Here is a 25564-nt window from a genome sequence, read left to right on the forward strand (position 1 = left end):
ATTTACAATAAAGGTAGAGGTATAAAGGGGGAAGTATATATGGAGATATTAAGAACTATAGAGTTAAAGAAATATTATGGACAAGGTACAGGAGAGGTAAAAGCTGTAGATGGTATTAATATATCAATACAAAAAGGGGAATTTGTTACCTTGATAGGACCATCTGGATCTGGGAAAAGTACATTACTGAATCTTTTAGGTGGCCTAGATAACCCTACTAGTGGAGAAATTATAATAGAAGGAAAAAATATAAGTAAATTAAAGTATGATGACTTATGTTTATTTAGAAGAAGGAATATAGGATTTGTTTTTCAGTCCTATAACTTACTACCAATATTATCAGCATATGAAAATATTATATTACCTATAAGAATAGATAATCAAAAGGTGGATAGGGAATATGTAGAGGAAATCATGAAAACATTAGGTATATGGCAAAAGAAAGATGTAATACCTAGTAAATTATCAGGAGGACAACAACAAAGGGTTGCCATTGCAAGAGCTTTGGCTTCAAGACCATCAATAATATTAGCAGATGAACCAACAGGAAACTTAGATTCAAAAAATAGCGATGAGGTAGTTTCCATGCTTAAGGCGTGTTCAAAAAAGTACCATCAAACAATTCTTTTAATAACTCATGAAGCAAAGATAGCAATGCAAGGAGATAGAATATTAAGAGTTGAAGATGGGAAGGTGATTGAGTGATGAGAAACGGTATTTATAGAGAGCTAGGGTTTAAAAATCTCTTAACTTCTAAAAAGAATAATATTGTTCTTGGATTTTCAATTACTTTAGTATCCGCTTTTCTTATGACTATACTTGGATTGTGTTATAGCTTGAATTTGGCTTTCAAGGAAGATCTTGCAGTAAACGGATTTGGAGCTGACAATGCATATTTTAGTTTAAAGGATGAAGAAGATATAAGTAGGATAAAGAATCATACTTATGTAGATGAAGTTGGAGAAAATATTATAGGAGGTCAGATTATAGAATATAAAGGTTCGAAAATTTATTTAAATTATAGTGATAAAACATGGCTAGATTTTTATAGGACAGAGATTCTTAGTGGTGAACTTCCAAATGATAAATATGATATTGTACTAGAAGATAAATTTTGTGAAAAATATAAATTAAATATTGGAGACTATATAACAAATGAAAAGGGAGAAGAATTTAAAATTACCGGTATTGTTAATGTAAAAGGGAATCCAGCACCCAATTCTTATGATGGATATGTAACAAAAGAGATAGCATTAAGAGGTAAAACATTAATGGTTAATGGAAAAGATGCAAGGTATTCAGTTGGATTAACTGTTAAGGGAAAGTTTAATATAGAAAAGAAGTTATATGAAATTGCTGAAGATTTAGGGTATACCCCTTGTACTATATTTGGAGAAGAAAACGGGGATTTTATAATAAATGAATTTATGCTAGGGCCAGAAAAAGGTATTGTAGTAGCCTTTTTTATATTGACATTGCTAATTGTTTTAACTTCATTTTTTATTATTTATAACTTGGTATCTATTAACTTTACGGAAAGGGTACAAAACTATGGACTTTTATCAACTTTAGGAATGAATAGAAAACAACTAACAAAGGTAATGTGGTGGGAAGTATTTATTTTATCCATAATAGCTATACCTATAGGAATAGTTGTAGGGGTAGGAGTTGGGAAAATAATAATACCTAGGATACCAGTCAATCTTGATGTTCCTTTGCATGTAGTATATAAGCTGTGGTTTATTCCTGTAATAATATTCATAACTTTAATAACAGTTTTTGTATCTATTTTAGCACCAGTTAGGAAAAATATTAAAATGTCACCTATTGAGGCTATGAATTATTCATCATTTAGTATGGTTAAGGAAGTTAAATTTAAAGAGAGTAATAATGTTCTTAATGATTTAGCTAAAAGCAATATATTGAGAAATAAGAGGGCTACAATGACCATAATTATATCCCTATCAATAAGTGCTATTTTATTTTTAGCAGTTTCTACAGTTTTAAATAGTATGAGCCTTCAAAATTATATAAGATCATCTTTTGTAGCAGAAGATATAAAAGTAGCTGTAAATAATGATATGTCCTACTATATGGATGGAGGAATAACAGAAAAAAGTGCTAAGGATATTATAAATTATAGTGATGTAAAGTATGCTTATGGCAACAAAAAGGTTGGATCATATATAGGCGATAAAAGTTATGATTTATATTCTATAAATTCAAGTGATTTAAAGAATCTAGATGATAATTTGATAGAAGGTTCTTTAGATAAAAATGAGTATGATGGTAAAAATAAAGTGATTATACCATATAAAAATGATGTAAGTGAGATACCTTATAAAGTGGGAGATAAAGTTGAAATAAAGGTTAATGATGAGATTGATAGTTATGAAGTAGGTGCAATAGTCAATGGGTTTGATATAATGACTACGGTAAAAGCAAATAATAATATATTACTTTATGAAGGAAACAAGTCTTTTGATAATGTAGATTATTTTGTGTTCCACATAAAAACTAAAGGTGGCAAAGTAGAAAGTGTAAAACAAAGGCTGTTTGAGGAATATAAATCCAATGGAAATATTGAACTTACAACCTATGATGGAGTTAATAATGAGCAGAGTAATTCTCTAAAACAATTAAATTTTGGTGGCTATTTAATTGTGAGTGTTATTGGAATTTTAGGTGTTTTAAATTATATTATTACCATTTTAACAAGTGTTTTATCTAGGAGAAAAGAATTTGGAATTATAAGAGCATTGGGAATTAGAGAAAAAGAGCTAAGAAAAATGATAATAAGAGAAGGTATATTTATATCTGGAATTATAGGAAGTATAGGAATAATCTTAGGAAATATATTAGGTTACTACTTATATATAGCCTTTAAAACACAAGCGGCATATGCTATATATTCATTTCCTATAATACAAAATGTTATTGTAGTGTTACTTCTTATAGTAATTCCATTGCTAGTATATAGAATGGCTATAAAGAGTATCGTAAAAATTCCAGTAGTTGAGCAAATAAGATATATTGAATAGAAAAAGGAGCTTTGAAAAAAGCTCCTTTAAATTATCCTAGTAGTAAAGAAACTATTAGGATTAATGTAAATGTCCAATGTAGGTTGTTTGTATATGGAATTCCAAGTTTTTGGAATGTAGTAACAGCTCTAAGTGCTTTAACAGCAAGAGGGAGAGTTATAAATACAACTAGTGTAGATAAAGGGTATAATCCATTAAAAACAAATAATAGGGATAATACATAAACTCCATAAATAAGCGACCTATACAAAATTGAACTAAATCTGCTTCCAAGTCTAACGCTTAATGTTCCTAGGCTTAGTTTAGTATCCCTTTGGAAGTCTCTCATTTCATTACTAATCATTAATGCTGGTATTATTAATGATGCTGGTAAAGCTATTAGTATAGGATATACATTTAAGCTTTGACTAAATGGGAAATATGCACCAAGAACCATTAGTGGCCCCATTAATATAAATGAAAGGGGGACTCCTAATCCTTTAGTTTTATATACAAAAGGTTCTCCTGTGTAGGCATAAGCTCCTATTATTCCAACAAGTCCAATCCAAAACATTCTTATATCTGTAAGATATATAAGGGCTAGTCCAATTAATGCTGCACCAGCAAAACATGCCATAGCAAGTAGGAATACATAAATATCGAAGTAAGTTCTTTCTACACCTAAAAATTTTCTCTTTCTTCCAGAAGGTCTATAATATCTAAAGTCACCTTCAAAATAATCATTAACAAGGTTAGCTCCACCTTGAGCAAGTATTCCGGCTATAGTAATCATAGTAATAAGGGAAATGTTATAGCCTAAAGAATGATTTTTCATAGAACCGTCCAAATATGCTGCTATTATTCCAAGGGTTGTTGAACCAACAGCTAAGGTTAATGATAATGGCCTGAATGCTATCCAACTATCTTTTATAAACTTTTTTAAGTAATCTTTCGTTAAATTTTTCATAATAATTCATCCTATCTCTCTAAAATAACTAATATATTATCACATATAATTTGACAAATTTAAAGAGTAAATGTTTTAATTTCCTTGAATTATTAAATGTACTTAAATATAATGGTAAATGGATTAAAAAAGTTTGTAGGAGGATTAACAAATGAAAAACTTAAAAGGGTGGATAGTAATGCTACTTGTGGCAGTATTTTCCTTAACTGCTATAGGGTGTACAAGTAAGGGTGATCTTTCAAAAGAAAATGAAGAAAATAGAACTTTAAAAATTGGATTAATGCCAGCAGTAGATACTGCACCAATATTAATAGCAGAAAAAAATGGTTACTTCAAAGATGCTGGAATTAATGTGGAGATAGAAATTTATTCTAATGCTCAAAACAGACAAAGTGCACTTCAAAGTTATCAAATAGATGGTGCTATGACAGATTTTATTGCAGTTGCTACAAATGTTGATGGTGGATTTGATATAAAAGCTACAACTATGACAGATGGTATGTTCCCTGTTCTTTCTAATGGAGATGTATCTGGTAAAAAGGATATTAAGGTTGGAATGATGGAAGTAAGCGTATCAAACTATCTTATAGATAAATGGCTTGGTAAGGACTATAACATAGAAAAAGTATTTATAAATGAAATACCAGCAAGACTTGCAGCTATACAAAGTGGTGAATTAGATATGGGGTTATTCCCAGAGCCAGTTGCTTCAAATGGAGAATTAAAAGGATTAAAGAAAAACTTATATGGTATGGATGATGAGTTCTCACCAGATTGTTTAGTGTTTACAGGAAAAGCAATAGCTGAAAAAGAGAAGGCTATAAAGGCCTTCCATGAAGCTTATAATAAGGCTGTTGATGAAATAAATAAGAACCCTCAAATAGCAAGAGATATTCTTGTAGAAAAAATACCAAATACTAATCTAGAAGTTAAGGATATTATGGTATTACCAACATACAAGAAGGCAGCTATTCCAAGTGATGAATATTTACAAAGTATTATTGATTGGACATCAAAGACTTTAAATAAAGATTTAACTGTAAAACCAGAAGCTTTATTAGAAGGAAAGTTTGTAAAATAGAATGATTAATATAACTGATTTAACAGTAAGGTATAAAGAAGAAGTAGCAATAGATAGGATTAATTTATCTATTGAAAAAGGAAAGTCTTATGCCATTATAGGAGAATCAGGATGTGGAAAAACAACCCTGCTATTTACTATGGCAGGGCTTGTTTCTAATTATGAGGGAAAATTAGAAATAGAGGGAAACACATCTTTAATACTTCAAAATTTAGGTCTTTTTAATTGGTTTACAGTAGAAAAAAATATAGAGCTTGGCTTAAATAATATAAAGATGGCCAAGGAAGAAAAGAAAGAGTTAGTTGATAGAATTCTTAAGGAATTGGGGTTATATCAATATAAAAATAAATATCCAAAAGCATTAAGCGGTGGCCAGAAACAAAGAGTTGCAATAGGAAGAACTCTTATAAGTAACCCTGAAATTTTGCTTTTAGATGAAGCAACATCTGCATTGGATTCTATAAATAAGGAAAAGATACAAGATTTACTTTTAGATATAAAGAAAACTAGAAACAGTACAATGGTATTAGTTACTCATAGTATTGAAGAAGCTGTATTTTTAGGGGAAGAAATTGTTGTTATGAAAAAAGGAAAAATTCATAGAATAATTTCTAATAGATATTTTGGAGATAAAAATATAAGGTGTAAAAAAGAGTATATAGAAATTTGTAGTAAGGTGAGGGAGGAATTATATGATTAAAAAGATTATAACCCCTTTATATGGTATAGCTATGGTTGTTATATTGTGGTGGCTATTAAGTTTTGCTATAGGTTCCAATATGGTTCCAACGCCCTATGATACACTTAAAGAGCTTGTTAAATTGTTTCAAAAGGATTTCTTATTTCATATAATATACAGTTTCTATAGAATAATGTCTTCCATAACAATGTCCCTACTTATAGGAATACCAATAGGGATTCTGTTAGGTGTAAATAAATATATTGATAAAATAATTTCACCTATTACTTATTTACTTTATCCAATACCTAAAATAGCATTTCTTCCTATTTTTATGGTAGTGTTTGGAATCGGGGATAAATCAAAAATTATTCTTATGATTACCATAATAATATTTCAAATAATAATTGTAACAAAAGATGGAGTAAAAGAAATAGATAAGGATATATTAATATCAGCAAAGGTAATGCATTTTGATGGAATAGATATGATTACTAAGGTTATTTTACCAGCAATATTGCCAAAGGTTTTTTCAGCTTTAAGAGTTAGTATTGGAATAGCTATCTCTGCATTATTCTTTAGTGAAAACTATGCAACTAGATATGGACTAGGGTATTTTATAATGAATTCCTGGTCTATGGTTGATTACAGGGGAATGTTTGCAGGAGTGTTGGCATTAAGCATTATGTCTTTGATAATATTCAAAGTTATTGATTATTTAGAGAAGAAAATATGTCTTTGGAATAGCTAGAAATTAACATTGACATAATAGGTGAGAGAAGTTATCATATAAAAGCTAAAAACAAGGTTGAATGATTATTTACTTTTGCACTATTAAACGAACTAGGAGGACGCACTAATGAGACAATTTTCAGAAAAACTAGCAGAAATACTAGGACCTATAGCAAACAAATTTTCGTCAAATAGATATCTATCTGCTATTAGAGACGGATTTATAACTGTAATGCCACTTGTAATTATAGCTTCATTCTTTGTTTTAATTAACAATGTAGTGTTAGATTCAACAAATGGTTTATTAGGTAACTTAGGAAACTTTGATACTTATAAGGATATCGGGGTAAGTGTTTATAACGGAACTTTAGGATTTTTATCAATATTTTTAGCATTTGGAGTAGCTTACAAACTTGCTAACCATTATGATATGGATGGAATAGGAACAGGATTTGTAGGTGTTGCATCAACTGTGGCATTAATGCCAGGAGCGATAACAGTAGGTGGAGAAACTGTAGGAGCTTTCTCAAGTACATTTACATCTCCAACAGGATTATTTGTTGCAATTATAGCTTCAATATTATCAACTGAGCTTTTAAGATTATTCCAAAAATCTAATGCTTTAAAGATAAGTATGCCAGATTCAGTACCACCAACAGTATCTAAGAGCTTTAATTTATTAATTCCAGCTACATTTACATTAACTATATTTGGATTAGTTTCATTCTTAACTATAAAGTTTACAGGTATTGATGTATACGAAATTATAACTAATGTTATTCAAACACCTATTAAGGCAGCATTCCAAGGGTTACCGGGTATAATAATAGTTGTTATGCTTCAAGGTATATTATGGAGTTTTGGTTTACATGGATCTTTCGTATTAAGTCCAATTACAGAACCAACATTACTTACTGCTATTGATGAAAATATAAAGGCTTTAGAAGCTCACCAGTTTATACCAAACATAGTTACAAAGCCATTTTTAGATGTATTTGTAAATATGGGTGGAACTGGTACAACTATAGGATTAGTTATAGCATTATTAATATTCAGTAAAAAAGAATCTGATAGAGCAATATCTAAATTAGCTTTTGCTCCATCATGCTTTAACATAAATGAGCCATTAATGTTTGGATTGCCAGTTGTACTAAATCCTATATATACTCTTCCATTAATATTAATTCCAGTAATTTGTTTAGTTATTGCATACTTAGCAACATCAGCAGGAATTATAGCTAAGACAGTAGTTATGGTTCCATGGACTACACCACCAGTAATTTCAGCATTCTTAGCTACAGGTGGAGACTGGAAAGCAGCTGTGCTTGCAATATTATTAATTGCATTATCAGTTATCTTATATATGCCGTTTGTAATTGCTGCAAATAAGATGAAGGATGAATATTAAAATATTTATATTAGGAACTATATCATAATGTGGTATAGTTCCTTACTTTTAGTGTATCATTAACATTATTTTTAAATTATCCAACTAAAATTTTAAAGTATTATATGAAAACATTTAAATTTTAAGTATTTGTCAAAAAAAATCTAAATGTGTATAAAGTGAATATTTTTATGCTATAATGTTCGCATATAATAAATATGCTCGTATATCATCGGAAATAGGGTCCGAAAGTTTCTACCTGCTAACCGTAAATTAGCAGACTACGGGGTGAGATTGGTTAAGAAAAATATTTAACTGGAATTTCTGCACCTCAAATTGTTATTAATTTGAGGTGCTTATTATTTTTTATTAATCTTCCACTAATACGTATAAACGAGCTATTGATAAAAATACATTTAGATGGGAGATAAAACGTAATGGAAAAAGATAGACAAGCAGTTGGTAGCGATGAACTATTATATGGAATAAATGATAAGCCAAAGTTAGCTACTCAAATTTTATTAGGATTTCAAAATATATTTGCAGCTTTTGGAGGAATCATAGCAGTACCTCTTGTAATTTCAAGTGCTTTAGGACTTGATGGGGCAACATCTACAGCTGTTCTAAGTGCAACAATATTAGCATCAGGTATAGCAACAATAATACAATCAAAAGGTATAGGAAGAATAGGAGCAAGAGTTCCATGTATAATGGGTACAGATTTTACATTTGTTTCTCCGGCAATTACAGTAGGGTCAGTGGCTGGGTTACCAGGAATAATTGGTGCAACTATTTTAGGATCAATTGTAGAAGTAGTACTAAGCTTTTTTATTAAACCTTTAATGAAGCTTTTTCCACCATTAGTTACAGGAACAGTTGTATGTTTAATTGGTTTAACTTTAATACCAGTATCTATGGATTGGGCTGCAGGAGGAGTAGGAGCTGCAGATTATGGTAGTTTAAGAAATGTTGTAATAGCAATGACAGTTTTAGTAATAACATTACTTTTAAATAGATATGGAAAAGGAATGGTAAGTACAGCTTCGGTTCTTATTGGTATGGTTGTTGGATATATTATTTGTATTCCATTTGGAATGGTTGATTTTTCTTTAGTAAATGAAGCAAAGTGGTTTGCACTTCCTAACATATTTGAATATGGAGTAAACTTTGACTTTAAAAATGTTATTGCATTTATACCAGCTTATATAGTAACAACTATTGAAACAGTAGGATGTTTAGCAACTATATGTCAAGTATCAAAGATTAAAGCGGATGATAAGATAATTGGTAGAGGAGTTTTATCTGATGGTATTGGAAGTGCTATGGCAGGTGTATTAGGTACTTTCCCTAATACAACATTCAGTCAAAATGTAGGGCTTATACCTCTTACAAGAAATGCTAGTCGCTCGGTGGCAATAATGGCTGGTATACTATTAGTAGGCTTAGGATTCTTCCCTAAATTTGCAGCATTAATTAATATTATGCCTCAACCTGTATTAGGGGGAGTTGGTATAGTAATGTTTGGTACAATAGCAGCTGCTGGTATAAGAACATTGAGTACAGTTGAAATAAATAATAGAAATTTATTAATTATTGCTACAGCAATTGGATTAGGATTAGGGGTAACATTCCGTCCTGATTTTATAGCTAATTTACCAGAAGGATTAAGAATGATATTTGCGTCAGGAATATCTACTGGAACAATAGTAGCGCTTGTTTTAAATAAGGTGTTAAAAGAGGATAAAAAAGTTATAGAGGAGAATATAGAAGATGGAGAAGTTGCATAATAAGATTTTATCAGAAGGTAGAGCTTTAAATGAAAATGTACTAAAGGTTGATTCATTTTTAAATCATGGAGTTGACGCTAAATTAATGTACGAAATAGGTACATACTTTAGAGAATATTTTAATAGTAAGGGAATTACAAAGATATTTACTATTGAAAGCTCTGGAATTGCACCAGCAGTTATGACTGCATTGCAAATGAATTTACCAATGGTAACCCTAAAAAAACAAACATCTAAAATATTAAATGGAGAAGTTTATCAAACAACAGTACATTCGTTTACAAAGGGGAGTGACTATGAGTTAACTCTTTCAAAGAAGTACATAAGTGAAAATGATAATGTCCTTATAATAGATGATTTTTTGGCTAATGGTGAGGCAGCTTTAGGGGCTATAAGATTAGTAGAGGAAGCGGGAGCTAAAGTTGGTGGAATTGGTATTGTAATAGAAAAGTCTTTCCAACCAGGAAGAAAAATGCTTGATGATAAAGGGTATGATGTGTATTCTTTAGCTAGAATCAAGAAATTAGGAAAAGACTTAATAGAATTCTTATAGGGTAGAAAAAGATAATAAATATAAGATAGAAGCTCTGCTAATTGATAGAGCTTCTTTTTTGTAATCAAGATTATAAATATAAATAGGAGGCAAGGTGTATCACCTAACTATATTATCAATTATATGTAAATTACTTTTGTTACCATAATCTTGTTGTACATAATATAAATTAAGAGATATAATAAAAGTGAATATTTTGGAAATCTTATAGGGAGGTAATATAGGTGAATATTAAAGTATTAAAGGACAGATATGCTATATGCAGATTAGAATCTGAGGATATGGTTCCTTTATGGGTAGACACAAAGAATTTTATTTCTATTACAAGAACAGAGGATGAGCTTAGTATTGTATGTATAGATAAGAATATTCCAAATGAGATAAAGAGTGAAAAAGGGTGGAGGGTGTTAAAAGTAGAAGGACCTTTAGATTTTTCACTAATAGGTATACTATCAGAGATAAGTGGTATATTAGCTAAAGAAAAAATAAGTATATTTGTGGTATCTACATTTGATACAGATTATATACTAGTAAAAGAAGAAAACTTTGAAAAGAGTATAAAAGTTTTATCGGATAATAATATAAATATTATTTAAATGAAGATCACAGAAATGTGATTTTTATTTTTGAGGATATGTTTATAGATAATTAAAATAATAATTATTGTAAATAATAAAGAAAATAACTATAATATTATATGAATTAAAATTCAGAAAAAGAGGGATATGTATGAAGAAAACAAATGATTTAGGAAAAGGTAATATTGGTAAGTTGCTAATATCCTTAGCTGCGCCAGCTATAGTTGCCCAACTAGTTAATGTTCTATATAACATTGTAGATAGAATATTCATTGGTAGAATGGATAATGGAGAATTAGCTATGGCAGGTGTAGGGGTAGCGTTTCCAATACTTATGCTTATTTCAGCATTTAGTGCTTTAATTGGTATGGGAGGAGCACCACTTTGTGCTATAAAAATGGGAGAAAAAAATAATGACGAAGCAGAAAAGATTATGAGTAATAGTTTTTCTATGCTTCTTATCATAGCAGTTATATTGACTACAGGATTTCTTATATTTAAAGAACCTATTTTATGGGCATTTGGTGCTAGTGAAGCCACTATAGGATATGCCTTAGATTACTTATCTATTTATGTTCTTGGAACAATTTTTGTACAAATTGCTTTAGGTATGAACTCATATATTAATACACAAGGATTTGCTAAAATTGGTATGATGACTGTAGTAATAGGTGCAGTAATAAATATTGTTCTTGATCCTATATTCATATTTGTATTTGATCTTGGAGTTAAGGGTGCTGCATTAGCAACTGTTGCAGGGCAAATGGTATCTGCCTTATGGGTATTAAAGTTTCTGTTTGGAAAGAAAAGTATTTTAAAGATAAGAAAAAAATACATGGTTCCAGATTTAAAGGTTGTCGGATCAACTATGGCTTTAGGAGTATCACCATTTATAATGCAATCAACCGAAAGTTTAGTTCTTATATCATTAAATACTAGATTATCTATGTTTGGTGGAGATATAGCAGTTGGTGCAATGACTATTATGAGTAGTATAATGCAAATTATACTTATGCCACTTCAAGGATTAGCTCAAGGGGCTCAACCTATAGTAAGTTACAATTATGGAGCTAAGCAGATGGATAGGGTTAAGAAAACTTTTAAATTAACACTAATAAGTTGTTTAAGTTTTACAGTAATTATGTGTTCATTATTAATGTTGTTCCCTAATCTCTTTGTAGGTATATTTAACAATGAGCCAGAGCTTGTAGCAATTACTACATGGGCAATAAGAATATATTTCTTGGGGATATTTGTATTTGGTGCACAAATAGCTTGTCAACAAACATTCTTAGCCTTAGGGCAAGCAAAGATATCTTTATTCTTAGCTTTATTAAGAAAGGTAGTTTTATTAGTTCCTTTAATATATATACTACCAAGCTTCTTCCAAGATAAGCTTAAGGGTGTACTTATGGCAGAGCCAATAGCAGATGTAATAGCGACACTAACTACAGTTACTTGTTTTATGGTATTTTATAAAAAGAAATTTAAAGATGTTGATAAAACAGAATAAGAAATTTATAAAAAATATTTAATAAAAAAAGAGCAGAGAAATATATTTCCTGCTCTTTTTGCTACCCTTAAAAAAGGGGTGATACGTATAACATAATATCACTAATAAAGTTTAATTGCAATGTTTAAGTAGGTATGTATAATAATGTAATAATTAAAGAAAAGAGTAGAATTAACACTAATAAACTCAGATTGTATTCAAGTAAAATTTACACTGTAATTACTTTATGCAATAATATGAAAATGTGATTTCTGAGAAAAAATTATTTTAGTGAGGTAAGGTATGAAAATTGGATTTGATCATGTAAAATATTTAGAAGAGCAATCAAAGTATATTTTAGAGAGAGTTAATAATTATGATAAGCTTTATTTAGAGTTTGGTGGAAAACTTATGTTTGATAAACATGCTGCAAGAGTTTTACCAGGCTTTGATGAAAATGCAAAAATAAAGTTATTACATAAATTAAGAGAAAAAGTTGAAGTTGTAATATGTGTATATGCTGGAGATATCGAAAGAAATAAGATAAGAGGCGACTTTGGTATAACATATGACATGGATGTTCTTAGACTTATTGATGATTTAAGAGCATATGATTTAGATGTAAATAGTGTTGTTATTACTAGATTTAATGATCAACCTGCAACTACAGTATTTATAAACAAGCTTGAGAGAAGAGGCATTAAGGTTTATAAACATAGAGCAACTAAAGGATATCCAACAGATGTAGATACTATAGTAAGTGATGAAGGATATGGTAAGAATCCATATATTGAAACTACAAAACCAATAGTTGTAGTAACGGCACCAGGACCAGGAAGTGGAAAGCTTGCTACATGTTTAAGTCAGCTATATCATGAATTTAAAAGAGGAAATACAGCAGGATACTCTAAATTTGAAACATTCCCAGTATGGAATGTTCCATTAAAACATCCTTTAAACATAGCATATGAAGCTGCTACAGTTGATTTAAAAGACGTAAATATGATTGATTCATTCCACATGGATGCATATGGTGAAATAGCTGTTAACTATAATAGAGATATAGAAACATTCCCAGTACTAAAGAGAATAATTGAAAAGATAACAGGTAAAGAATCAGTTTATAAATCACCAACAGATATGGGTGTTAATAGAGTTGGCTTTGGTATTATTGATGATGAAGTAGTTAAAGAAGCTTCAAATCAAGAAATTATAAGCAGATACTTTAAGACTGGATGTGAATATAAGAAAGGTTATGTTGATAAGGAAACTTACGATAGAGCTAAACTTATAATGGAAGAAGTTAATCTTAAGGAAACTGATAGAAGAGTAGTTGTTCCTGCAAGAGAAAAGTCAGCTAAATTGAAGCTTATGGCGGGTGAAAATGAAATTTGCCCAGCAGTAGCGTTAGAATTACACGATGGAACTATAGTAACAGGTAAGAGTTCATCATTAATGGATGCAGCAGCTGCTGCAACTATAAATGCTATTAAACATTTAGCTAAGATTGCTGATGATATATTCTTAATTTCACCAGTTATATTAGAACCTATTAAGAATTTAAAGGGAAATACTTTGAAGGAAAGAAATGTTGCGTTAAGTTGCCAAGAGGTACTTATGGCATTAAGCATATCAGCAGCAACAAATCCTACAGCACAAGTTGCAATGAGTAAGTTAGGTGAATTAAGAGGTTGTCAAGCTCACTCTACAACAATACTTTCAAGAAGTGATGAACAAACATTTGGTAAGTTAGGTATAGACGTTACATGTGATGCTGAATATCCAAGTGCAAATCTATTTGATAATAACTAAGAAGCTGCCAATGGCGGCTTCTATTATTATAAATAAAAAAATATAAGTTCTTATATTTATGTGTTTATATATTTATATATTTATATATTTTTGGAATTAAATATTATGAATAGAAGAGGGCCTGTATTACAAATAATATCATTGAGTAAAGTTGTTAAGAATAATAGAGGAGAGTGATATTATGGCTAAGGCAGGTATGAGAAGACCAGACGTTAATGAGCCTCATGGAACAGAAAGTAATCATAAACAAAGATATGGAAAAGGAGATCCTGTTGTTCCAGAGATACAAGGAAAAGCTAAAACAGGAAATAAAAAAGCAGGACCTATTTAAGAATTAAAAATACCAGGTTATAAACCTGGTATTTGAATTTTATAAGTATTTTTTCTATCTTCTAATTTAAATTCATAAGTTATAAGTAAATCCTTGATGTTAGTAGTTGGAAAGGAAATTATATCAGAGGTATAAGGACCATTAGTATAATTTTCTTTAGTGAAGTAAGAAAAAAATAATTCATCTGTTCCAGGTGCTATTGAAAATGCGGAATTACATTCTGCTATTACCTTTAAGTTAGAATTATTTATTATTTTTCTTTTAATGTTAGAGGTATCTACAGCTTTAGAATTATTTAATGAAATTTGATATTTATCAAATTTTATAGGATTATGAATCCAAAGGTAGGAGAAAAATATATTATATTTTTCCGGACTCACCATCTCTTTAGATATTACTAAAACTATGTCCCTATCTTCTTGTGAAGCTTCAACTATATCTTTATTTTTTATTTTGTAATTATAGTAGTTTGTTTCTATATTTTTATTACTAGTATTTTCAGATATATAATTAAGATAGTTTGTGTTCCAGTCTTGGAATGAAATATTATAAAATGGTTTAGACTTAAAAAACATAAATACTAAAATAAAAATAATAGGAATTAATAAAATAAAATATTTTCTTTTATTCTTAGGCTTAATAATAATTGATTTATTATAATCTTTTTTCATATAATTCTCCAAAATAAAATATGTTAATTAGATTTTAACAGAAAAGCTATAATATAAAAAGTCTTATGTATTTTGATTGCCAAACCAAAAATGATATAATGGTATTATATTACTTTTTGGGAGGTTACATATGAAGTATAAAGTTTTAAAGAAACAAAATGTAGGAAAAATGTGTTTTGTTTGTGGAACAGAAAATGATTTAGGATTAAAAACAGATTTTTATGAATTAGAAAATGGAGAATTGGTAGGTATATGTAAGTTTAAAGAGGGGCATCAAAGCTTCCCGGGAAGAGGGCATGGAGGTGTGTCAGCTGCTTTATTAGATGAAACTATAGGAAGGGCAGCTGCAATTAATAATCCTGATTTATGGGGGGTAACAATAGAACTATCAACAAAGTATAGAAAGCCAGTACCTTTAGAAGGAGAAATTAAGATAGTTGGAAGAATAACGAAAGAAACTAATAGAATGTTTGAAGGAACAGGAGAAATTATATTACCTAATGGAGATGTTGCAGTAACTGCAAAAGGAAGGTATATAAAAATGCCTATTGAAAAAATAGCTAATTTTGATACAAATGAGGAGACTAGTGAAGAATGGTTTCCTAATTTAAAAGATACTGATCCAACTGAAATTGAATTATAAATTAAAGAGAGGGTAATACCTCTCTTTTTTTACCTTAAGTATAAGTAGGGTGGATATTTGTTTTGGTGTGACTTGGAGCGTAGCGACGGAACAAGCAAAATAAATATCCACCACTTTTTTATTCAAACTTATATAACCCAATAGAGTCTAGAAACTTTCTGTCTATTATTGGGGTATCATCCATTTGGTGCTCTTCTTTATATTTCTTTACTGCTAATTCTAAAGGGTATCCATAAATACCGTCTACAGTGCCAGAATAATAATTCAAATATTTTAAAGTCCTTTGAACATAATAAACATCGGTACCTTTATCATTTGGTTTTATATCTCTAGCATAAGGTGAAAATAGCCAACTAGGACCGCTATAAATAATAACAGGTGTATCATAATTAACTGCATAGAAGACTTCCTTTATATTTGCATTATACATTCTTATGCAGCCATTAGATGCAAGGCTACCAATTGATCCAGGATTGCTAGTACCATGTATTCCAAAAGTGTCCCAAGGAGCATTTAGACCTAACCAGTATCCACCAAAAGGACCATCCTTTAAGGCTTTACTAGTTATTCTCCAATTACCTATTGGAGATGGAGTTTCTTTTTTTCCTATAGCAATAGGATATTTCTTTACTAATGTTTTAGTTTCTTTATCAAGTAATGAAAGCGATAATTCATTAATATCTATAAAAATAATATAGTCTTTATTTTCTAAAGTAGTATCAAATGCATAACTGTAAGATGGAGAAAATAAAGTTACAAAAATGATAAAAAAACAACAAAATCTTTTAATTTTCATATAATCACCTTTTTATATTTATATATATATATAAGATTAGAAAAAATGTAAAAAAATATACAGTGGAAAATAATTGTTAACGTAAACATATTGTGTTATTCTAAGAGAGAGATATAACTAAGGAGGATTAGCCGTTGCAAAAAATAGCTTTAGTAACTGATAGTAGTTGCGATTTAGGGGAAAAGACAAGAAGAGACAATAATATAGAAATGCTACCATTTAGAATTATTTACAAGGATAAAGAATTTTTAGACCAAGTAAATATTACGCAGGATGAATTATACAAATCATTAAGTGAAGAAATTCCAACAACTTCTTTACCGGATTTAGAATATACAGAAAACTTATTTCGCAGATTAAAAGAAGAAGGATATACAGACGTTATAGTAGTTACTGTCTCAAGTAGATTATCTGGTACTCTAAATAGCGTAAAGTTATTAATAGAAGATCATAAAGAAATAAAGTTTCATTTATATGACAGTAAGACATTAGGATTTCCTGTTGGAGCATTGGTATTGGAAGCTTCTTCAATGATAAGGGCAGGACTAACTCCTGAAGAAATAATAGACAAGCTACATGAAGTAAAAATAAAACTACATGCCTTTGTTACTTTAAATACCTTAGAATTTTTAAGAAAAGGTGGAAGAATAGGTAGGGTAGCAGGAGCAGTAGGTGAAATATTAAATTTAAAACCAATAATTTCTGCTAATGAAGAAGGGGAATTATATCCATGGGGTAAATGTAGAGGTAGAAAACAGGCAATATCTAAGCTAAGATCAATTATCCATGAGCGTTTAGAAAATGCTAGATGCAAGGTTTGGATATTAAATGGTGCTTCATATGATGAAGCTGTGGCCTTATATGAAAGTGTAAAAAGCCATACAAACATATCTCATATATCATTAGAGATGATAGGAGCCACTATGGGAGTACATACTGGACCAGGAGCACTGGGAGTTTGCATATTAGAAGAATAAAATTGTAAGAAGGAAAGATTGCTTTGCAATTTTCCTTCTTTTTTATTGTCTAGGAATATGTAGGGGTTATAAAAAGAGTATGTAAAAATATAATTAATAATAATTTATATTGAACTTTTGATAGTGTTGTTATATATTATATATAACAGATAAAAGGAGGGGTAAGTATGTTAAATATAAATAATTTTTCTAAGGTATATAAGGGAAATAAAAGAGCAGTAGATAATATTTCATTAGAGGTTAAAGAGGGAGAAATATTTGGGTTTATTGGACATAATGGGGCAGGTAAAACTACAACTATAAAATCAATTGTTGGAATAAATGAATTTGATGAGGGTGATATATTAATAAATGGAATGTCTATAAAGGATAATCCAATTGAATGTAAAAAAATTATGGCATATATACCTGATAATCCAGATTTATATGAATCATTAACAGCAATACAGTATTTAAATTTTGTGGCGGATGTTTATGGAGTATCAGAAGCTCAAAGAGAAGAGTTGATAAAAAAGTACGGAGATGCATTTGAGATAACTAATAATTTAGGAAGTTTAATATCATCATACTCACATGGTATGAAGCAGAAGTTAGCAATAATATCTGCATTAATTCATAAGCCTAAACTATTAGTACTTGATGAACCTTTTGTTGGATTAGACCCAAAGGCTTCTCATACTTTAAAAGGTATAATGAAGGAGATATGTGAAGAAGGAGCATCTATATTTTTCTCAAGTCACGTATTAGAAGTTGTAGAAAAACTATGTGGAAGAATAGCCATTATAAAAGACGGAAAGATAGCTGCATATGGTACTGTTGAGGAAGTTAAGGGTACAAGTTCCTTAGAAGATGTGTTTATGGAGTTGATCGATAATGAATAGTTTGTTTAGATTATTAAAGATAAATTATATAAATAACTTTGGATTAAATGCACTAATTAATAAAAAAATAGCAAAAGAAGATAAAAGCAAAAGTATTAAGAGCTTTGGAATGATGCTAGTTATAGCCATATCAGTAATAATTATGGCAACAGTTTATGCAGAAATAATAGGAGAGGCTTTAGCTCAAATTAACTTAGTACATTTATTACCAATGGTAGCTTCGTTAATAACCGTAATAATTACATTTATGCTTTCAATATTCAAAGCTGATGGAACAATATTTGGCAGTAAGGACTTAGATTTTCTATTATCATTGCCATTAAGCTTAAGAACTATTTTAGCAAGTAAACTAATAGAGTTGTTATCATTGAATATTGGTATAAGTGCATTGGTTATGATACCTTCTACAATTGTTTATTATATAAAAAGTACAGCTAGTATAAGTTGCTTCTTATATATGATAGTAGGAATAGTCATTTTGCCTCTAATACCTATAATACTAGCTTCCATAGTAGCTTTTATTCTTAATATTATGTCTTCAAAGTTTAGATTTAGTAAGATTATATATAGCATAGGAATGATTGGAGTAATAATAGTAATTTTTATAGGTTCATTAAAGGCACAAGATTTTATGTCTTATTTGATGATGAATGCAAGTAGTATAGAAAATATTTTTGAAAAGGCATATATTCCATCTGCTTGGTTTGCATCTTCATTAATTAATGGAAATGTAGGTGATTTATTAAAATTTATAGCTATTTCTATAGTTCCATTTATTTTATTTGTATTTATATTTAGTAGAAGCTTTAAGAAAATAAATTCTAACCTAGGAGAGAGTTATCAAAAATCTAATTATAAGATATCAAAATTAAAGCAAAAAGGTATGTATCAGACTTTACTAAATAAAGAGTTTAAGAGATACTTTGCTTCAACTTCATATGTTTTTAATACTTTGGGAATAACAGCTATGCTAGTAATAATGAGTGTAGTATCAGTATTTTCAGGGGATGAAGTATTAGGCATGATATCTAAGGGCGCTGGAAGAGTAATAGTTTTAGCAGTAGCAGCAATGTTTGGTGTAATGTCTGGAATGGCATCTACAACTCCATCCTCTATATCAATAGAAGGTAAAAATCTTTGGATATTAAAAAGTTTACCTATAGATATAAAGGATATATTTAAAGCAAAGGTATCAATGAGCTTAATATTAAGCATACCTGCTATAGTAATAAGCTCTCTAATTATTTCATTTGGATTGAGTTTATCAATTATAGATACTATTTTTATAATTGTATTTGCAAGTGTTTATAATGTATTTATAGCTATTTCAGGGCTTTTCATAAACATTCTTTATCCAAAGTTTGATTGGAAACAAGAAATACAAGCAGTTAAAAATACTATTAGTGTAACTATAACAATATTCTTATCAATCATCCCTGTAGGAATAGGATTTGGAGTATATAAGTTATTACCATCAGTTAACATTATCATGTTTATGATAATATCATTAGTAATAGAGAGTATATTGGTAGCATTAGTAGTACGTATTTTAAATACTAAAGGACAGGAATATTTTAAAAAGTTATAGGATAAAGTGTAAGGAATAAGTTTATTGAAATTTATTCCTTTTCTTTATGAGGTAGTGTACAATTTAGTAAATGGGAATGAATACAACGTTAAGAGGTGGGAAATATGGGATGTATAAAGTTTTCACTAAGGATGCTTTTTAAAAGTATTAAACAATGTATTTTTTATATTGTTTCAATGGTATTTGCAATTATGGTGATTTTTAATATTTTTAACTTGTTGTATAACAGTGATTTTGTTAATAAAGAACATTATGGAACATTTTCTTTGTTAACAGTAATAATTTTATTGGTATCTCTATTTTTGATAGCCTTTGCTAATATGTATTTTATATCAGGAAAAGCTAAGGAACTGTCAATAGCAATACTTAGTGGTAGGTCTGTTTACAACGTTGGATTCATATTAACTATACAAAATATGATTATATGCATTATAGGTATAATACTTGGATTATTAGCTGGAGTGGGCATAATGCCAATTATAAACACAATTGTTTATAAGAGTGCTGGGTTAGAGGTAAATCCATATGCATTTAGTAGTTTGGGGTTTCTTTTAACATCACTAATAATTATTATTCAATTTGTATTTATGATATTAGTAGATATGGGGTATGCCTATAGGAAAGAAATAATAGATTTAATTAAAGGAGAGTCAAATACAATAGACATTCCAATAACAAGAACAAAGGATTTAGAAGAAAGTATTAAGCTTGCAGGTGGTTTTTCTGGTTGGTATGGAATCCCTAAGAAAAAGGATAATGAGAAGAGAAAAAGAAGGAAAAATTATATCTTTATTTTTATCTATATATTACCTATGTTAGCACTTTTATTACCAATAAATATTGATAATAAGTCACAAATTGTAATAACAACATCATTCTTATCTATAATTGGAATATTATTTGTACTCAAAGATTTTATTCCAGAAAAAGTTAAAAACATAAAAGAGGAGAAATATCTATATAAAGAAATTCAACTACAATCATTAAGCAACTTACTATATTCTTTAAGAAAAGTGAAATTTTTAATTATTGTATCTATAGTTTCTAGTGTTATTTTAATTAACCTAATGGCTGATAAGGATTTATTGGGATATGAAAAAATTATTACTTTAATTACATTTATTATAACAGTATCCATAATGGCCTTAGCTACTAATTATAAGGTTTTTATTGAGGGGGTAAATAGGAAAAGGATATTTAAGCAATTGTTTTTAATTGGGTATACAGGAGATAAGATAAAAAGGATAGTAGATGAAGAAGTAATATTTTTGTATGGACTATTATTAATAATCCCTATACCACAAATATTAGGGGTACTAATATGTAATATGTTAAGTGGCGGAATAGGAGTATCCTTTGGAATACTTATTATTCTGATTTACTTCGGAGTTTTTGTTTTAAGTGGATTAATTTCTATTTGGGGATATAAAAATATTATCTTTAAAGCTATTAGGGAGGTATAAATATGTTAGTATCTGAGATTATAGAGGTAAAAAATTTAGTTAAGGTATATGGCAGTAAAGGGCAAATAAAAGCATTAGATGGAGTAAGTTTAAGTGTAAAGGAAGGGGATTTTGTTGGCATAATGGGACCATCAGGATCTGGTAAATCAACACTGTTAAATATGATAGGGACAGTAGATACTCCAAGTAAAGGATCGGTTTACTTGGATGGAGAGAATATAAGAGAATTAAGAGAAGGAAAGATAGCAGAATTTAGATATAAGAATATAGGATTCATATTTCAAGAATTTAATTTACTTGATAATTTAACTTTAAGAGAGAATATAGCTGTTCCATTAGTTTTAGATGGAATATCTAAAGATGTAATTAAAGATAAAGTGGACAAGATATCCAGGAAGTTAGGTATTGAAGATCAGATGGATAAATATCCTCAAGAATGTTCTGGAGGGCAAAGACAAAGAGCAGCAGCTTCAAGGGCATTGGTTACAGAACCTAAAGTTATTATTGCAGATGAACCTACTGGAAACCTAGATACTAAAACATCCCATGAATTATTACAATTTTTAAAGGACCTAAATGAAACAGAAGGAAAGACAATTGTAATGGTAACACATGATGCTATGATTGCAAGCTATACAAAGAAATTGGTGTTTTTGAGAGATGGTAAAATAGAAGAAATAATAGAAAAAGGTGACAAAAGTCAGATGGATTTTTTCTATGATATAGTTGAAGTAACAACTAAAGAAAATAAGAATTTATTTATGGGAATGGGTAGAAAGTGATATTAAGCCTCATTTATTCAAAAGTTTTAAATAGTAATTAAGAGAATAATACTTAATTATTATTGAAACAATAAGGATAAGTGAGGTGTTTTTTATGGAATTAAAAGATAGTAGAACAAAAGAAAATTTATTAAGAGCTTTTGCAGGAGAAAGTCAAGCTAGAAACAGATATGAATTTGCTGCAGAAGTAGCTAAGAGAGAAGGATGGCAAATAATACATGATCTGTTTAAGTATACTGCAGATCAGGAGAAAGCTCATGCAAGGGTATATTATGATGCCTTAAAGCAATTTAATGGTGAAAATATAAATATTAATGCTGCATATCCAATAGGTGATTATCCTGATACATTATCATTACTTAGGGATTCTCAACATAATGAAAGAGAAGAGTGGAGTAATATATATAGTGATTTTGCTGAAATAGCAAAAAATGAAGGATTTGAACCAATATCTAAACTCTTTAGTATGGTAGCATCCGTAGAAAAGGAACATGATGATAGATTTACAAAATATATTAATGAATTAGAGAATGGAACAATTTACAAAAGAGATCAACCAATAAAATGGATGTGTACAAATTGTGGTTATATCTACGAAGGTAAAGAACCTCCTCTAATATGTCCTGTTTGTTCATATCCTCAAGGATATTATATGGATTTTACTATGACACAATATGAGTAATTGTGATAGGAGGAGAATTATGGGAGAATCATATTGGATAGATTCATCTGAAGGAAGAATTTATGGACCATTAGCTGGTAGTGAAGATTGTAAATGTGGGGTTATAGGTGGAGGAATAGCAGGATTAACAACAGCTTATTTGTTAACTAAAGAAGGAAAAACTGTTGTATTAGTAGATGCAAATAAGATTGGGGAAGGTTGCACAGGTAGAAATACTGGGAAGGTAACAACTCAGCATGATATTATTTATTCTAAGATTAAGAATAAATATGACTTAGAAAAGGCAAGAAGTTATTATGATGGAAATAAGGAAGCTATAGATTTTATAGAAAAAATAGTTACAGAAAATAATATTGAATGTGAGTTTGAAAGAGGAACTTCTTATATTTTTGCAGAGACAGATGAAGGGTTAAGACAATTAAAAGAAGAGTATGAAGTATGTAAAGAAATAGATATAGATTGTAATTATATAGAGGAATTACCTATTCCAGTAGAGAGTAAGGGGGCAATTGCTTTTAATAATGTAGCAAGCTTTAATCCTAAAATGTATTGTGATAGACTAGGAGACTTAATAGTAAAACAAGGTGGTAAAATATTCGAAAATAGCCCTGTTACCCAAGTTGAAAGTGGAGAAAAGTGTTCATTTCAAACCAGAGAGGGAAAATGGGTTCAATGTGAACAGCTGGTATTAGCATCACATTTCCCTTTTTATGATGGAGCAGGTTTCTTTTTTTCAAGGTTAGACCCTAAAAGAACTTACCTTGTAGCAGGGGAGGCACCAGAAGGGTTTGCAGAGGGAATGTATATAAATGTTGAAGAGCCGGGAAGAAGCATTCATTATATTAATAAAGAAAATGAACATTTATTACTTATTGCTGGAGATTCCCATAAAGTTGGAGTTGATAAGGGAATAAACCATTATGAGGTATTAAAAGAATATGGAAGAGATAAGTTTGGAATAAAGAATTATAGGTATGAATGGTCGGCAGAAGACTATATGACTCCAGATAACATACCTTATATAGGACCTTTAAATAGCGAAAATCAGAATATATATGTTGCAACTGGTTTTGGAAAATGGGGAATGACAAATGGTACTCTTGCAGGAATTATTATTTCAGATTTAATAGTTACTGGGGAATCTAAGTATGAAGATACATTTAATCCTTCAAGAGCTAAAGCTTTTCTATCCTCAGATTTTTTTAAGTTTAATATGGAGGTAGCATATAACTACATAAAAGGAAAGCTAAAAGTAGGTGATATGGAGATTCATTTAGAAGAAGGAGAGGGTAAGATAATAAATCTAAATGGAAAAAGATATGGAGCATATAAAGAAGGTAAGCATGCAGTTTATATAGTAGACATTACATGTACCCACCTAGGATGTGAATTAAATTGGAATGAAAATGATAAGTCATGGGATTGTCCTTGTCATGGATCAAGGTTTAATTATAAAGGGGAAGTATTAGAAGGGCCAGCAACAGAAGCTCTAAAGCCATATAAATGTGGAGAAAACAAAATTAATCCTAAGATAAAATAGATTTATTTGCCATAAGAGGATATAATATTAGAATAAATATGTAAAGGGGAGTTAAATATGGTTACTTTAGAAAATGAAAAACTAGAGGGATTTTTTAATGATGAAAATAATCCTATAAAAGATATTAATGAAGAAACTATTATTAATATGATAAAAGATAGGAATGTTGATTTTGAAAAAGCATATTATTCTTTAACTTGTGAAAGCTGTGGTGGCGAAAAGGTTGAAAATGAAAGAGCTTATAAGTTCTTAGAATATCATTTCTATATATATACTAAAGATGGCAAATATGTAACAAATAGTTTAGCTGTTGAGGAAGAAGGAAAATCTTTTAATAGACTTCAAAGAGAAGGCTTAGTAGATAATAGCTACATAGTAAGTATTATTGTATGTGCAGGGTGTGGAGCTTTTAATATTGAAATAGAAGAGTTTGAAATATAGGAGAATAACTATGAGAAAGAGTAGATTAGGGAAAGTATTAATAATATTAATGGCAATATCATTAATGTTGGTTGGTTGCGGTGTCAAAGAATGGGGAGAAGAGGTAGCAGCTCCAAAGGACTTGCCAATAGCAACAATTAAGGTGAAAGATTATGGTACTATAGTAGCTGAATTATATCCTCAATATGCTCCTAATACAGTAAATAATTTTATTTCTCTTGCAAACAATGGATTTTATGATGGTATTACCTTTCATAGGATAGTTAAAGACTTTGTTATACAAGGTGGAGATCCTGATGGAAAAGGTACTGGAGGTCCAGGTTACTCAATAAGAGGAGAGTTTAAGGGAAATGGATATAAGTATAATACACTTGAACACGATGAAGGTGTATTATCTATGGCTAGAGCAAAAGATAAGGATAGTGGAGGTAGTCAGTTCTTTATAGTGACTAAAAAGGCTAGCAATTTAGATGGAAGTTATGCAGGCTTTGGTAAGGTTATAGAAGGATTAGACGTAGTTCACAAAATAGAAAATGCTGAAGTATCAGGTGAAACTCCTAAAAAGGAAATAGTTATAGAAGAAATAAGAGTTGATACTAAAGGTGCTAATTATCCAGAACCAGAAAAGTTATAATATTCCCCTCATAAATTTCATCATTATTTGAAATAATATTTATGAGG

General features: G+C 29.6%; 25 protein-coding genes and 1 riboswitch. Of the genes, 22 read left to right on the forward strand and 3 right to left on the reverse strand.

All coding sequences use genetic code 11. The features are described 5' to 3' along the window. Positions 1 to 39: 39 nt before the first annotated feature. Together I4V16_RS12250 and I4V16_RS12255 are read left to right on the forward strand one after the other, a co-directional pair. Complete coding sequence (locus I4V16_RS12250) at positions 40 to 705, forward strand: ABC transporter ATP-binding protein (RefSeq protein ID WP_049177858.1); 666 nt, start codon at positions 40 to 42, stop codon at positions 703 to 705. Further along, on the forward strand, positions 705 to 3041 hold the full coding sequence (locus I4V16_RS12255) for an FtsX-like permease family protein (RefSeq protein ID WP_195966875.1): 2337 nt from the start codon (positions 705 to 707) through the stop codon (positions 3039 to 3041). Before I4V16_RS12250 ends, I4V16_RS12255 begins: the two co-directional genes overlap by 1 nt. A gap of 31 nt (positions 3042 to 3072) precedes the next feature. Here the strand turns inward: I4V16_RS12255 and I4V16_RS12260 are convergent, their stop codons facing one another. Continuing rightward, on the reverse strand, positions 3073 to 3987 hold the full coding sequence (locus I4V16_RS12260; protein ID WP_195966876.1) for a prenyltransferase: 915 nt from the start codon (positions 3985 to 3987) through the stop codon (positions 3073 to 3075). Between the two features lie 151 nt (positions 3988 to 4138). Between I4V16_RS12260 and I4V16_RS12265 the strand changes: the two genes are divergently transcribed. The 10 genes from I4V16_RS12265 to I4V16_RS12310 all read left to right on the forward strand — a co-directional run bounded on the left by I4V16_RS12265 (position 4139) and on the right by I4V16_RS12310 (position 14419). After that, positions 4139 to 5068, forward strand: a complete 930-nt coding sequence (locus tag I4V16_RS12265; protein WP_195966877.1) for an ABC transporter substrate-binding protein — start codon at positions 4139 to 4141, stop codon at positions 5066 to 5068. Position 5069: 1 nt separating this feature from the next. After that, positions 5070 to 5768 (forward strand): ABC transporter ATP-binding protein, encoded by a 699-nt coding sequence (locus I4V16_RS12270; protein WP_195966878.1) that lies wholly within the window; start codon positions 5070 to 5072, stop codon positions 5766 to 5768. Next, the gene (locus I4V16_RS12275) at positions 5761 to 6498 is read left to right on the forward strand and encodes an ABC transporter permease (protein ID WP_049177865.1); all 738 of its coding nucleotides are present in this window, start codon (positions 5761 to 5763) and stop codon (positions 6496 to 6498) included. The genes I4V16_RS12270 and I4V16_RS12275 overlap by 8 nt, the downstream gene beginning before the upstream one ends. A 108-nt stretch (positions 6499 to 6606) precedes the next feature. After that, entirely contained in the window at positions 6607 to 7887 is a 1281-nt protein-coding gene (locus I4V16_RS12280; RefSeq protein WP_111937747.1) for a PTS sugar transporter subunit IIC, read from the forward strand. Positions 7888 to 8068: 181 nt separating this feature from the next. Then, a riboswitch (purine riboswitch) is annotated at positions 8069 to 8170 on the forward strand. Positions 8171 to 8303: 133 nt separating this feature from the next. Then, the gene (locus I4V16_RS12285; RefSeq protein WP_195966879.1) at positions 8304 to 9653 is read left to right on the forward strand and encodes a nucleobase:cation symporter-2 family protein; all 1350 of its coding nucleotides are present in this window, start codon (positions 8304 to 8306) and stop codon (positions 9651 to 9653) included. Continuing rightward, positions 9637 to 10206, forward strand: a complete 570-nt coding sequence (locus I4V16_RS12290; RefSeq protein ID WP_195966880.1) for a xanthine phosphoribosyltransferase — start codon at positions 9637 to 9639, stop codon at positions 10204 to 10206. Before I4V16_RS12285 ends, I4V16_RS12290 begins: the two co-directional genes overlap by 17 nt. A gap of 224 nt (positions 10207 to 10430) precedes the next feature. Further along, positions 10431 to 10802 carry an ACT domain-containing protein gene (locus I4V16_RS12295; RefSeq protein WP_027099302.1) on the forward strand — a complete coding sequence of 124 codons (372 nt, stop codon included), beginning with the start codon at positions 10431 to 10433 and terminating at the stop codon, positions 10800 to 10802. Positions 10803 to 10935: 133 nt separating this feature from the next. Beyond that, positions 10936 to 12297 carry an MATE family efflux transporter gene (locus I4V16_RS12300; protein ID WP_049177874.1) on the forward strand — a complete coding sequence of 454 codons (1362 nt, stop codon included), beginning with the start codon at positions 10936 to 10938 and terminating at the stop codon, positions 12295 to 12297. A 282-nt stretch (positions 12298 to 12579) separates the two neighbouring features. Beyond that, entirely contained in the window at positions 12580 to 14088 is a 1509-nt protein-coding gene (locus tag I4V16_RS12305; RefSeq protein WP_049177877.1) for a DUF1846 domain-containing protein, read from the forward strand. A 151-nt stretch (positions 14089 to 14239) separates the two neighbouring features. Continuing rightward, the gene (locus I4V16_RS12310) at positions 14240 to 14419 is read left to right on the forward strand and encodes a hypothetical protein (RefSeq protein WP_195619070.1); all 180 of its coding nucleotides are present in this window, start codon (positions 14240 to 14242) and stop codon (positions 14417 to 14419) included. Between the two features lie 17 nt (positions 14420 to 14436). Here the strand turns inward: I4V16_RS12310 and I4V16_RS12315 are convergent, their stop codons facing one another. Continuing rightward, positions 14437 to 15090, reverse strand: coding sequence for a hypothetical protein (locus I4V16_RS12315; protein WP_111937749.1), 654 nt, complete (start codon positions 15088 to 15090; stop codon positions 14437 to 14439). Positions 15091 to 15220: 130 nt separating this feature from the next. On the opposite strand from I4V16_RS12315, the gene I4V16_RS12320 reads away from it, so the two are divergent. Beyond that, positions 15221 to 15733 carry a PaaI family thioesterase gene (locus I4V16_RS12320; RefSeq protein WP_049177099.1) on the forward strand — a complete coding sequence of 171 codons (513 nt, stop codon included), beginning with the start codon at positions 15221 to 15223 and terminating at the stop codon, positions 15731 to 15733. Between the two features lie 118 nt (positions 15734 to 15851). Here I4V16_RS12320 and I4V16_RS12325 read toward each other — a convergent pair whose 3' ends face one another. Further along, positions 15852 to 16529 (reverse strand): L,D-transpeptidase family protein, encoded by a 678-nt coding sequence (locus I4V16_RS12325; RefSeq protein ID WP_049177098.1) that lies wholly within the window; start codon positions 16527 to 16529, stop codon positions 15852 to 15854. A 134-nt stretch (positions 16530 to 16663) separates the two neighbouring features. On the opposite strand from I4V16_RS12325, the gene I4V16_RS12330 reads away from it, so the two are divergent. The 9 genes from I4V16_RS12330 to I4V16_RS12370 all read left to right on the forward strand — a co-directional run bounded on the left by I4V16_RS12330 (position 16664) and on the right by I4V16_RS12370 (position 25517). After that, a complete protein-coding gene (locus tag I4V16_RS12330; RefSeq protein WP_049177097.1) occupies positions 16664 to 17506 on the forward strand; it encodes a DegV family protein in 843 nt (280 codons plus the stop codon). 167 nt (positions 17507 to 17673) lie between these two features. Beyond that, positions 17674 to 18387 carry an ABC transporter ATP-binding protein gene (locus I4V16_RS12335; RefSeq protein WP_049177096.1) on the forward strand — a complete coding sequence of 238 codons (714 nt, stop codon included), beginning with the start codon at positions 17674 to 17676 and terminating at the stop codon, positions 18385 to 18387. Further along, on the forward strand, positions 18380 to 19975 hold the full coding sequence (locus I4V16_RS12340) for a hypothetical protein (RefSeq protein WP_049177095.1): 1596 nt from the start codon (positions 18380 to 18382) through the stop codon (positions 19973 to 19975). The genes I4V16_RS12335 and I4V16_RS12340 overlap by 8 nt, the downstream gene beginning before the upstream one ends. Positions 19976 to 20106: 131 nt before the next feature. Beyond that, positions 20107 to 21438 carry an FtsX-like permease family protein gene (locus I4V16_RS12345; protein ID WP_195542150.1) on the forward strand — a complete coding sequence of 444 codons (1332 nt, stop codon included), beginning with the start codon at positions 20107 to 20109 and terminating at the stop codon, positions 21436 to 21438. A 2-nt stretch (positions 21439 to 21440) separates the two neighbouring features. Then, on the forward strand, positions 21441 to 22220 hold the full coding sequence (locus tag I4V16_RS12350) for an ABC transporter ATP-binding protein (RefSeq protein ID WP_049177093.1): 780 nt from the start codon (positions 21441 to 21443) through the stop codon (positions 22218 to 22220). Between the two features lie 94 nt (positions 22221 to 22314). Continuing rightward, complete coding sequence (gene rbr / locus I4V16_RS12355; RefSeq protein WP_049177092.1) at positions 22315 to 22902, forward strand: rubrerythrin; 588 nt, start codon at positions 22315 to 22317, stop codon at positions 22900 to 22902. Between the two features lie 19 nt (positions 22903 to 22921). Beyond that, a complete protein-coding gene (locus I4V16_RS12360; RefSeq protein ID WP_195573100.1) occupies positions 22922 to 24442 on the forward strand; it encodes an FAD-dependent oxidoreductase in 1521 nt (506 codons plus the stop codon). 57 nt (positions 24443 to 24499) lie between these two features. After that, positions 24500 to 24883, forward strand: coding sequence for a DUF3785 family protein (locus I4V16_RS12365; RefSeq protein ID WP_049177090.1), 384 nt, complete (start codon positions 24500 to 24502; stop codon positions 24881 to 24883). A 10-nt stretch (positions 24884 to 24893) separates the two neighbouring features. Further along, entirely contained in the window at positions 24894 to 25517 is a 624-nt protein-coding gene (locus I4V16_RS12370) for a peptidylprolyl isomerase (protein ID WP_049177089.1), read from the forward strand. Positions 25518 to 25564: the final 47 nt, after the last annotated feature.

This window comes from Clostridium sp. 1001283B150210_160208_E6, assembly GCF_015669365.1.
Lineage (GTDB): Bacteria > Bacillota > Clostridia > Clostridiales > Clostridiaceae > Clostridium > Clostridium paraputrificum.

Excerpts from the sequence above, each read along its gene's own strand:
- I4V16_RS12290 (WP_195966880.1), top strand. The coding sequence starts at position 9,637 with ATGGAGAAGTTGCATAATAAGATTTTATCAGAAGGTAGAGCTTTAAAT.
- I4V16_RS12325 (WP_049177098.1), bottom strand. The coding sequence starts at position 16,529 with ATGAAAATTAAAAGATTTTGTTGTTTTTTTATCATTTTTGTAACTTTA.
- I4V16_RS12260 (WP_195966876.1), bottom strand. The coding sequence starts at position 3,987 with ATGAAAAATTTAACGAAAGATTACTTAAAAAAGTTTATAAAAGATAGT.
- I4V16_RS12300 (WP_049177874.1), top strand. The coding sequence starts at position 10,936 with ATGAAGAAAACAAATGATTTAGGAAAAGGTAATATTGGTAAGTTGCTA.
- I4V16_RS12365 (WP_049177090.1), top strand. The coding sequence starts at position 24,500 with ATGGTTACTTTAGAAAATGAAAAACTAGAGGGATTTTTTAATGATGAA.
- I4V16_RS12345 (WP_195542150.1), top strand. The coding sequence starts at position 20,107 with ATGCTTTTTAAAAGTATTAAACAATGTATTTTTTATATTGTTTCAATG.
- I4V16_RS12305 (WP_049177877.1), top strand. The coding sequence starts at position 12,580 with ATGAAAATTGGATTTGATCATGTAAAATATTTAGAAGAGCAATCAAAG.
- I4V16_RS12280 (WP_111937747.1), top strand. The coding sequence starts at position 6,607 with ATGAGACAATTTTCAGAAAAACTAGCAGAAATACTAGGACCTATAGCA.
- I4V16_RS12335 (WP_049177096.1), top strand. The coding sequence starts at position 17,674 with ATGTTAAATATAAATAATTTTTCTAAGGTATATAAGGGAAATAAAAGA.
- I4V16_RS12265 (WP_195966877.1), top strand. The coding sequence starts at position 4,139 with ATGAAAAACTTAAAAGGGTGGATAGTAATGCTACTTGTGGCAGTATTT.
- I4V16_RS12275 (WP_049177865.1), top strand. The coding sequence starts at position 5,761 with ATGATTAAAAAGATTATAACCCCTTTATATGGTATAGCTATGGTTGTT.
- I4V16_RS12315 (WP_111937749.1), bottom strand. The coding sequence starts at position 15,090 with ATGAAAAAAGATTATAATAAATCAATTATTATTAAGCCTAAGAATAAA.
- I4V16_RS12320 (WP_049177099.1), top strand. The coding sequence starts at position 15,221 with ATGAAGTATAAAGTTTTAAAGAAACAAAATGTAGGAAAAATGTGTTTT.
- I4V16_RS12350 (WP_049177093.1), top strand. The coding sequence starts at position 21,441 with ATGTTAGTATCTGAGATTATAGAGGTAAAAAATTTAGTTAAGGTATAT.
- I4V16_RS12340 (WP_049177095.1), top strand. The coding sequence starts at position 18,380 with ATGAATAGTTTGTTTAGATTATTAAAGATAAATTATATAAATAACTTT.
- I4V16_RS12370 (WP_049177089.1), top strand. The coding sequence starts at position 24,894 with ATGAGAAAGAGTAGATTAGGGAAAGTATTAATAATATTAATGGCAATA.
- I4V16_RS12270 (WP_195966878.1), top strand. The coding sequence starts at position 5,070 with ATGATTAATATAACTGATTTAACAGTAAGGTATAAAGAAGAAGTAGCA.
- rbr (WP_049177092.1), top strand. The coding sequence starts at position 22,315 with ATGGAATTAAAAGATAGTAGAACAAAAGAAAATTTATTAAGAGCTTTT.
- I4V16_RS12255 (WP_195966875.1), top strand. The coding sequence starts at position 705 with ATGAGAAACGGTATTTATAGAGAGCTAGGGTTTAAAAATCTCTTAACT.
- I4V16_RS12360 (WP_195573100.1), top strand. The coding sequence starts at position 22,922 with ATGGGAGAATCATATTGGATAGATTCATCTGAAGGAAGAATTTATGGA.
- I4V16_RS12250 (WP_049177858.1), top strand. The coding sequence starts at position 40 with ATGGAGATATTAAGAACTATAGAGTTAAAGAAATATTATGGACAAGGT.
- I4V16_RS12285 (WP_195966879.1), top strand. The coding sequence starts at position 8,304 with ATGGAAAAAGATAGACAAGCAGTTGGTAGCGATGAACTATTATATGGA.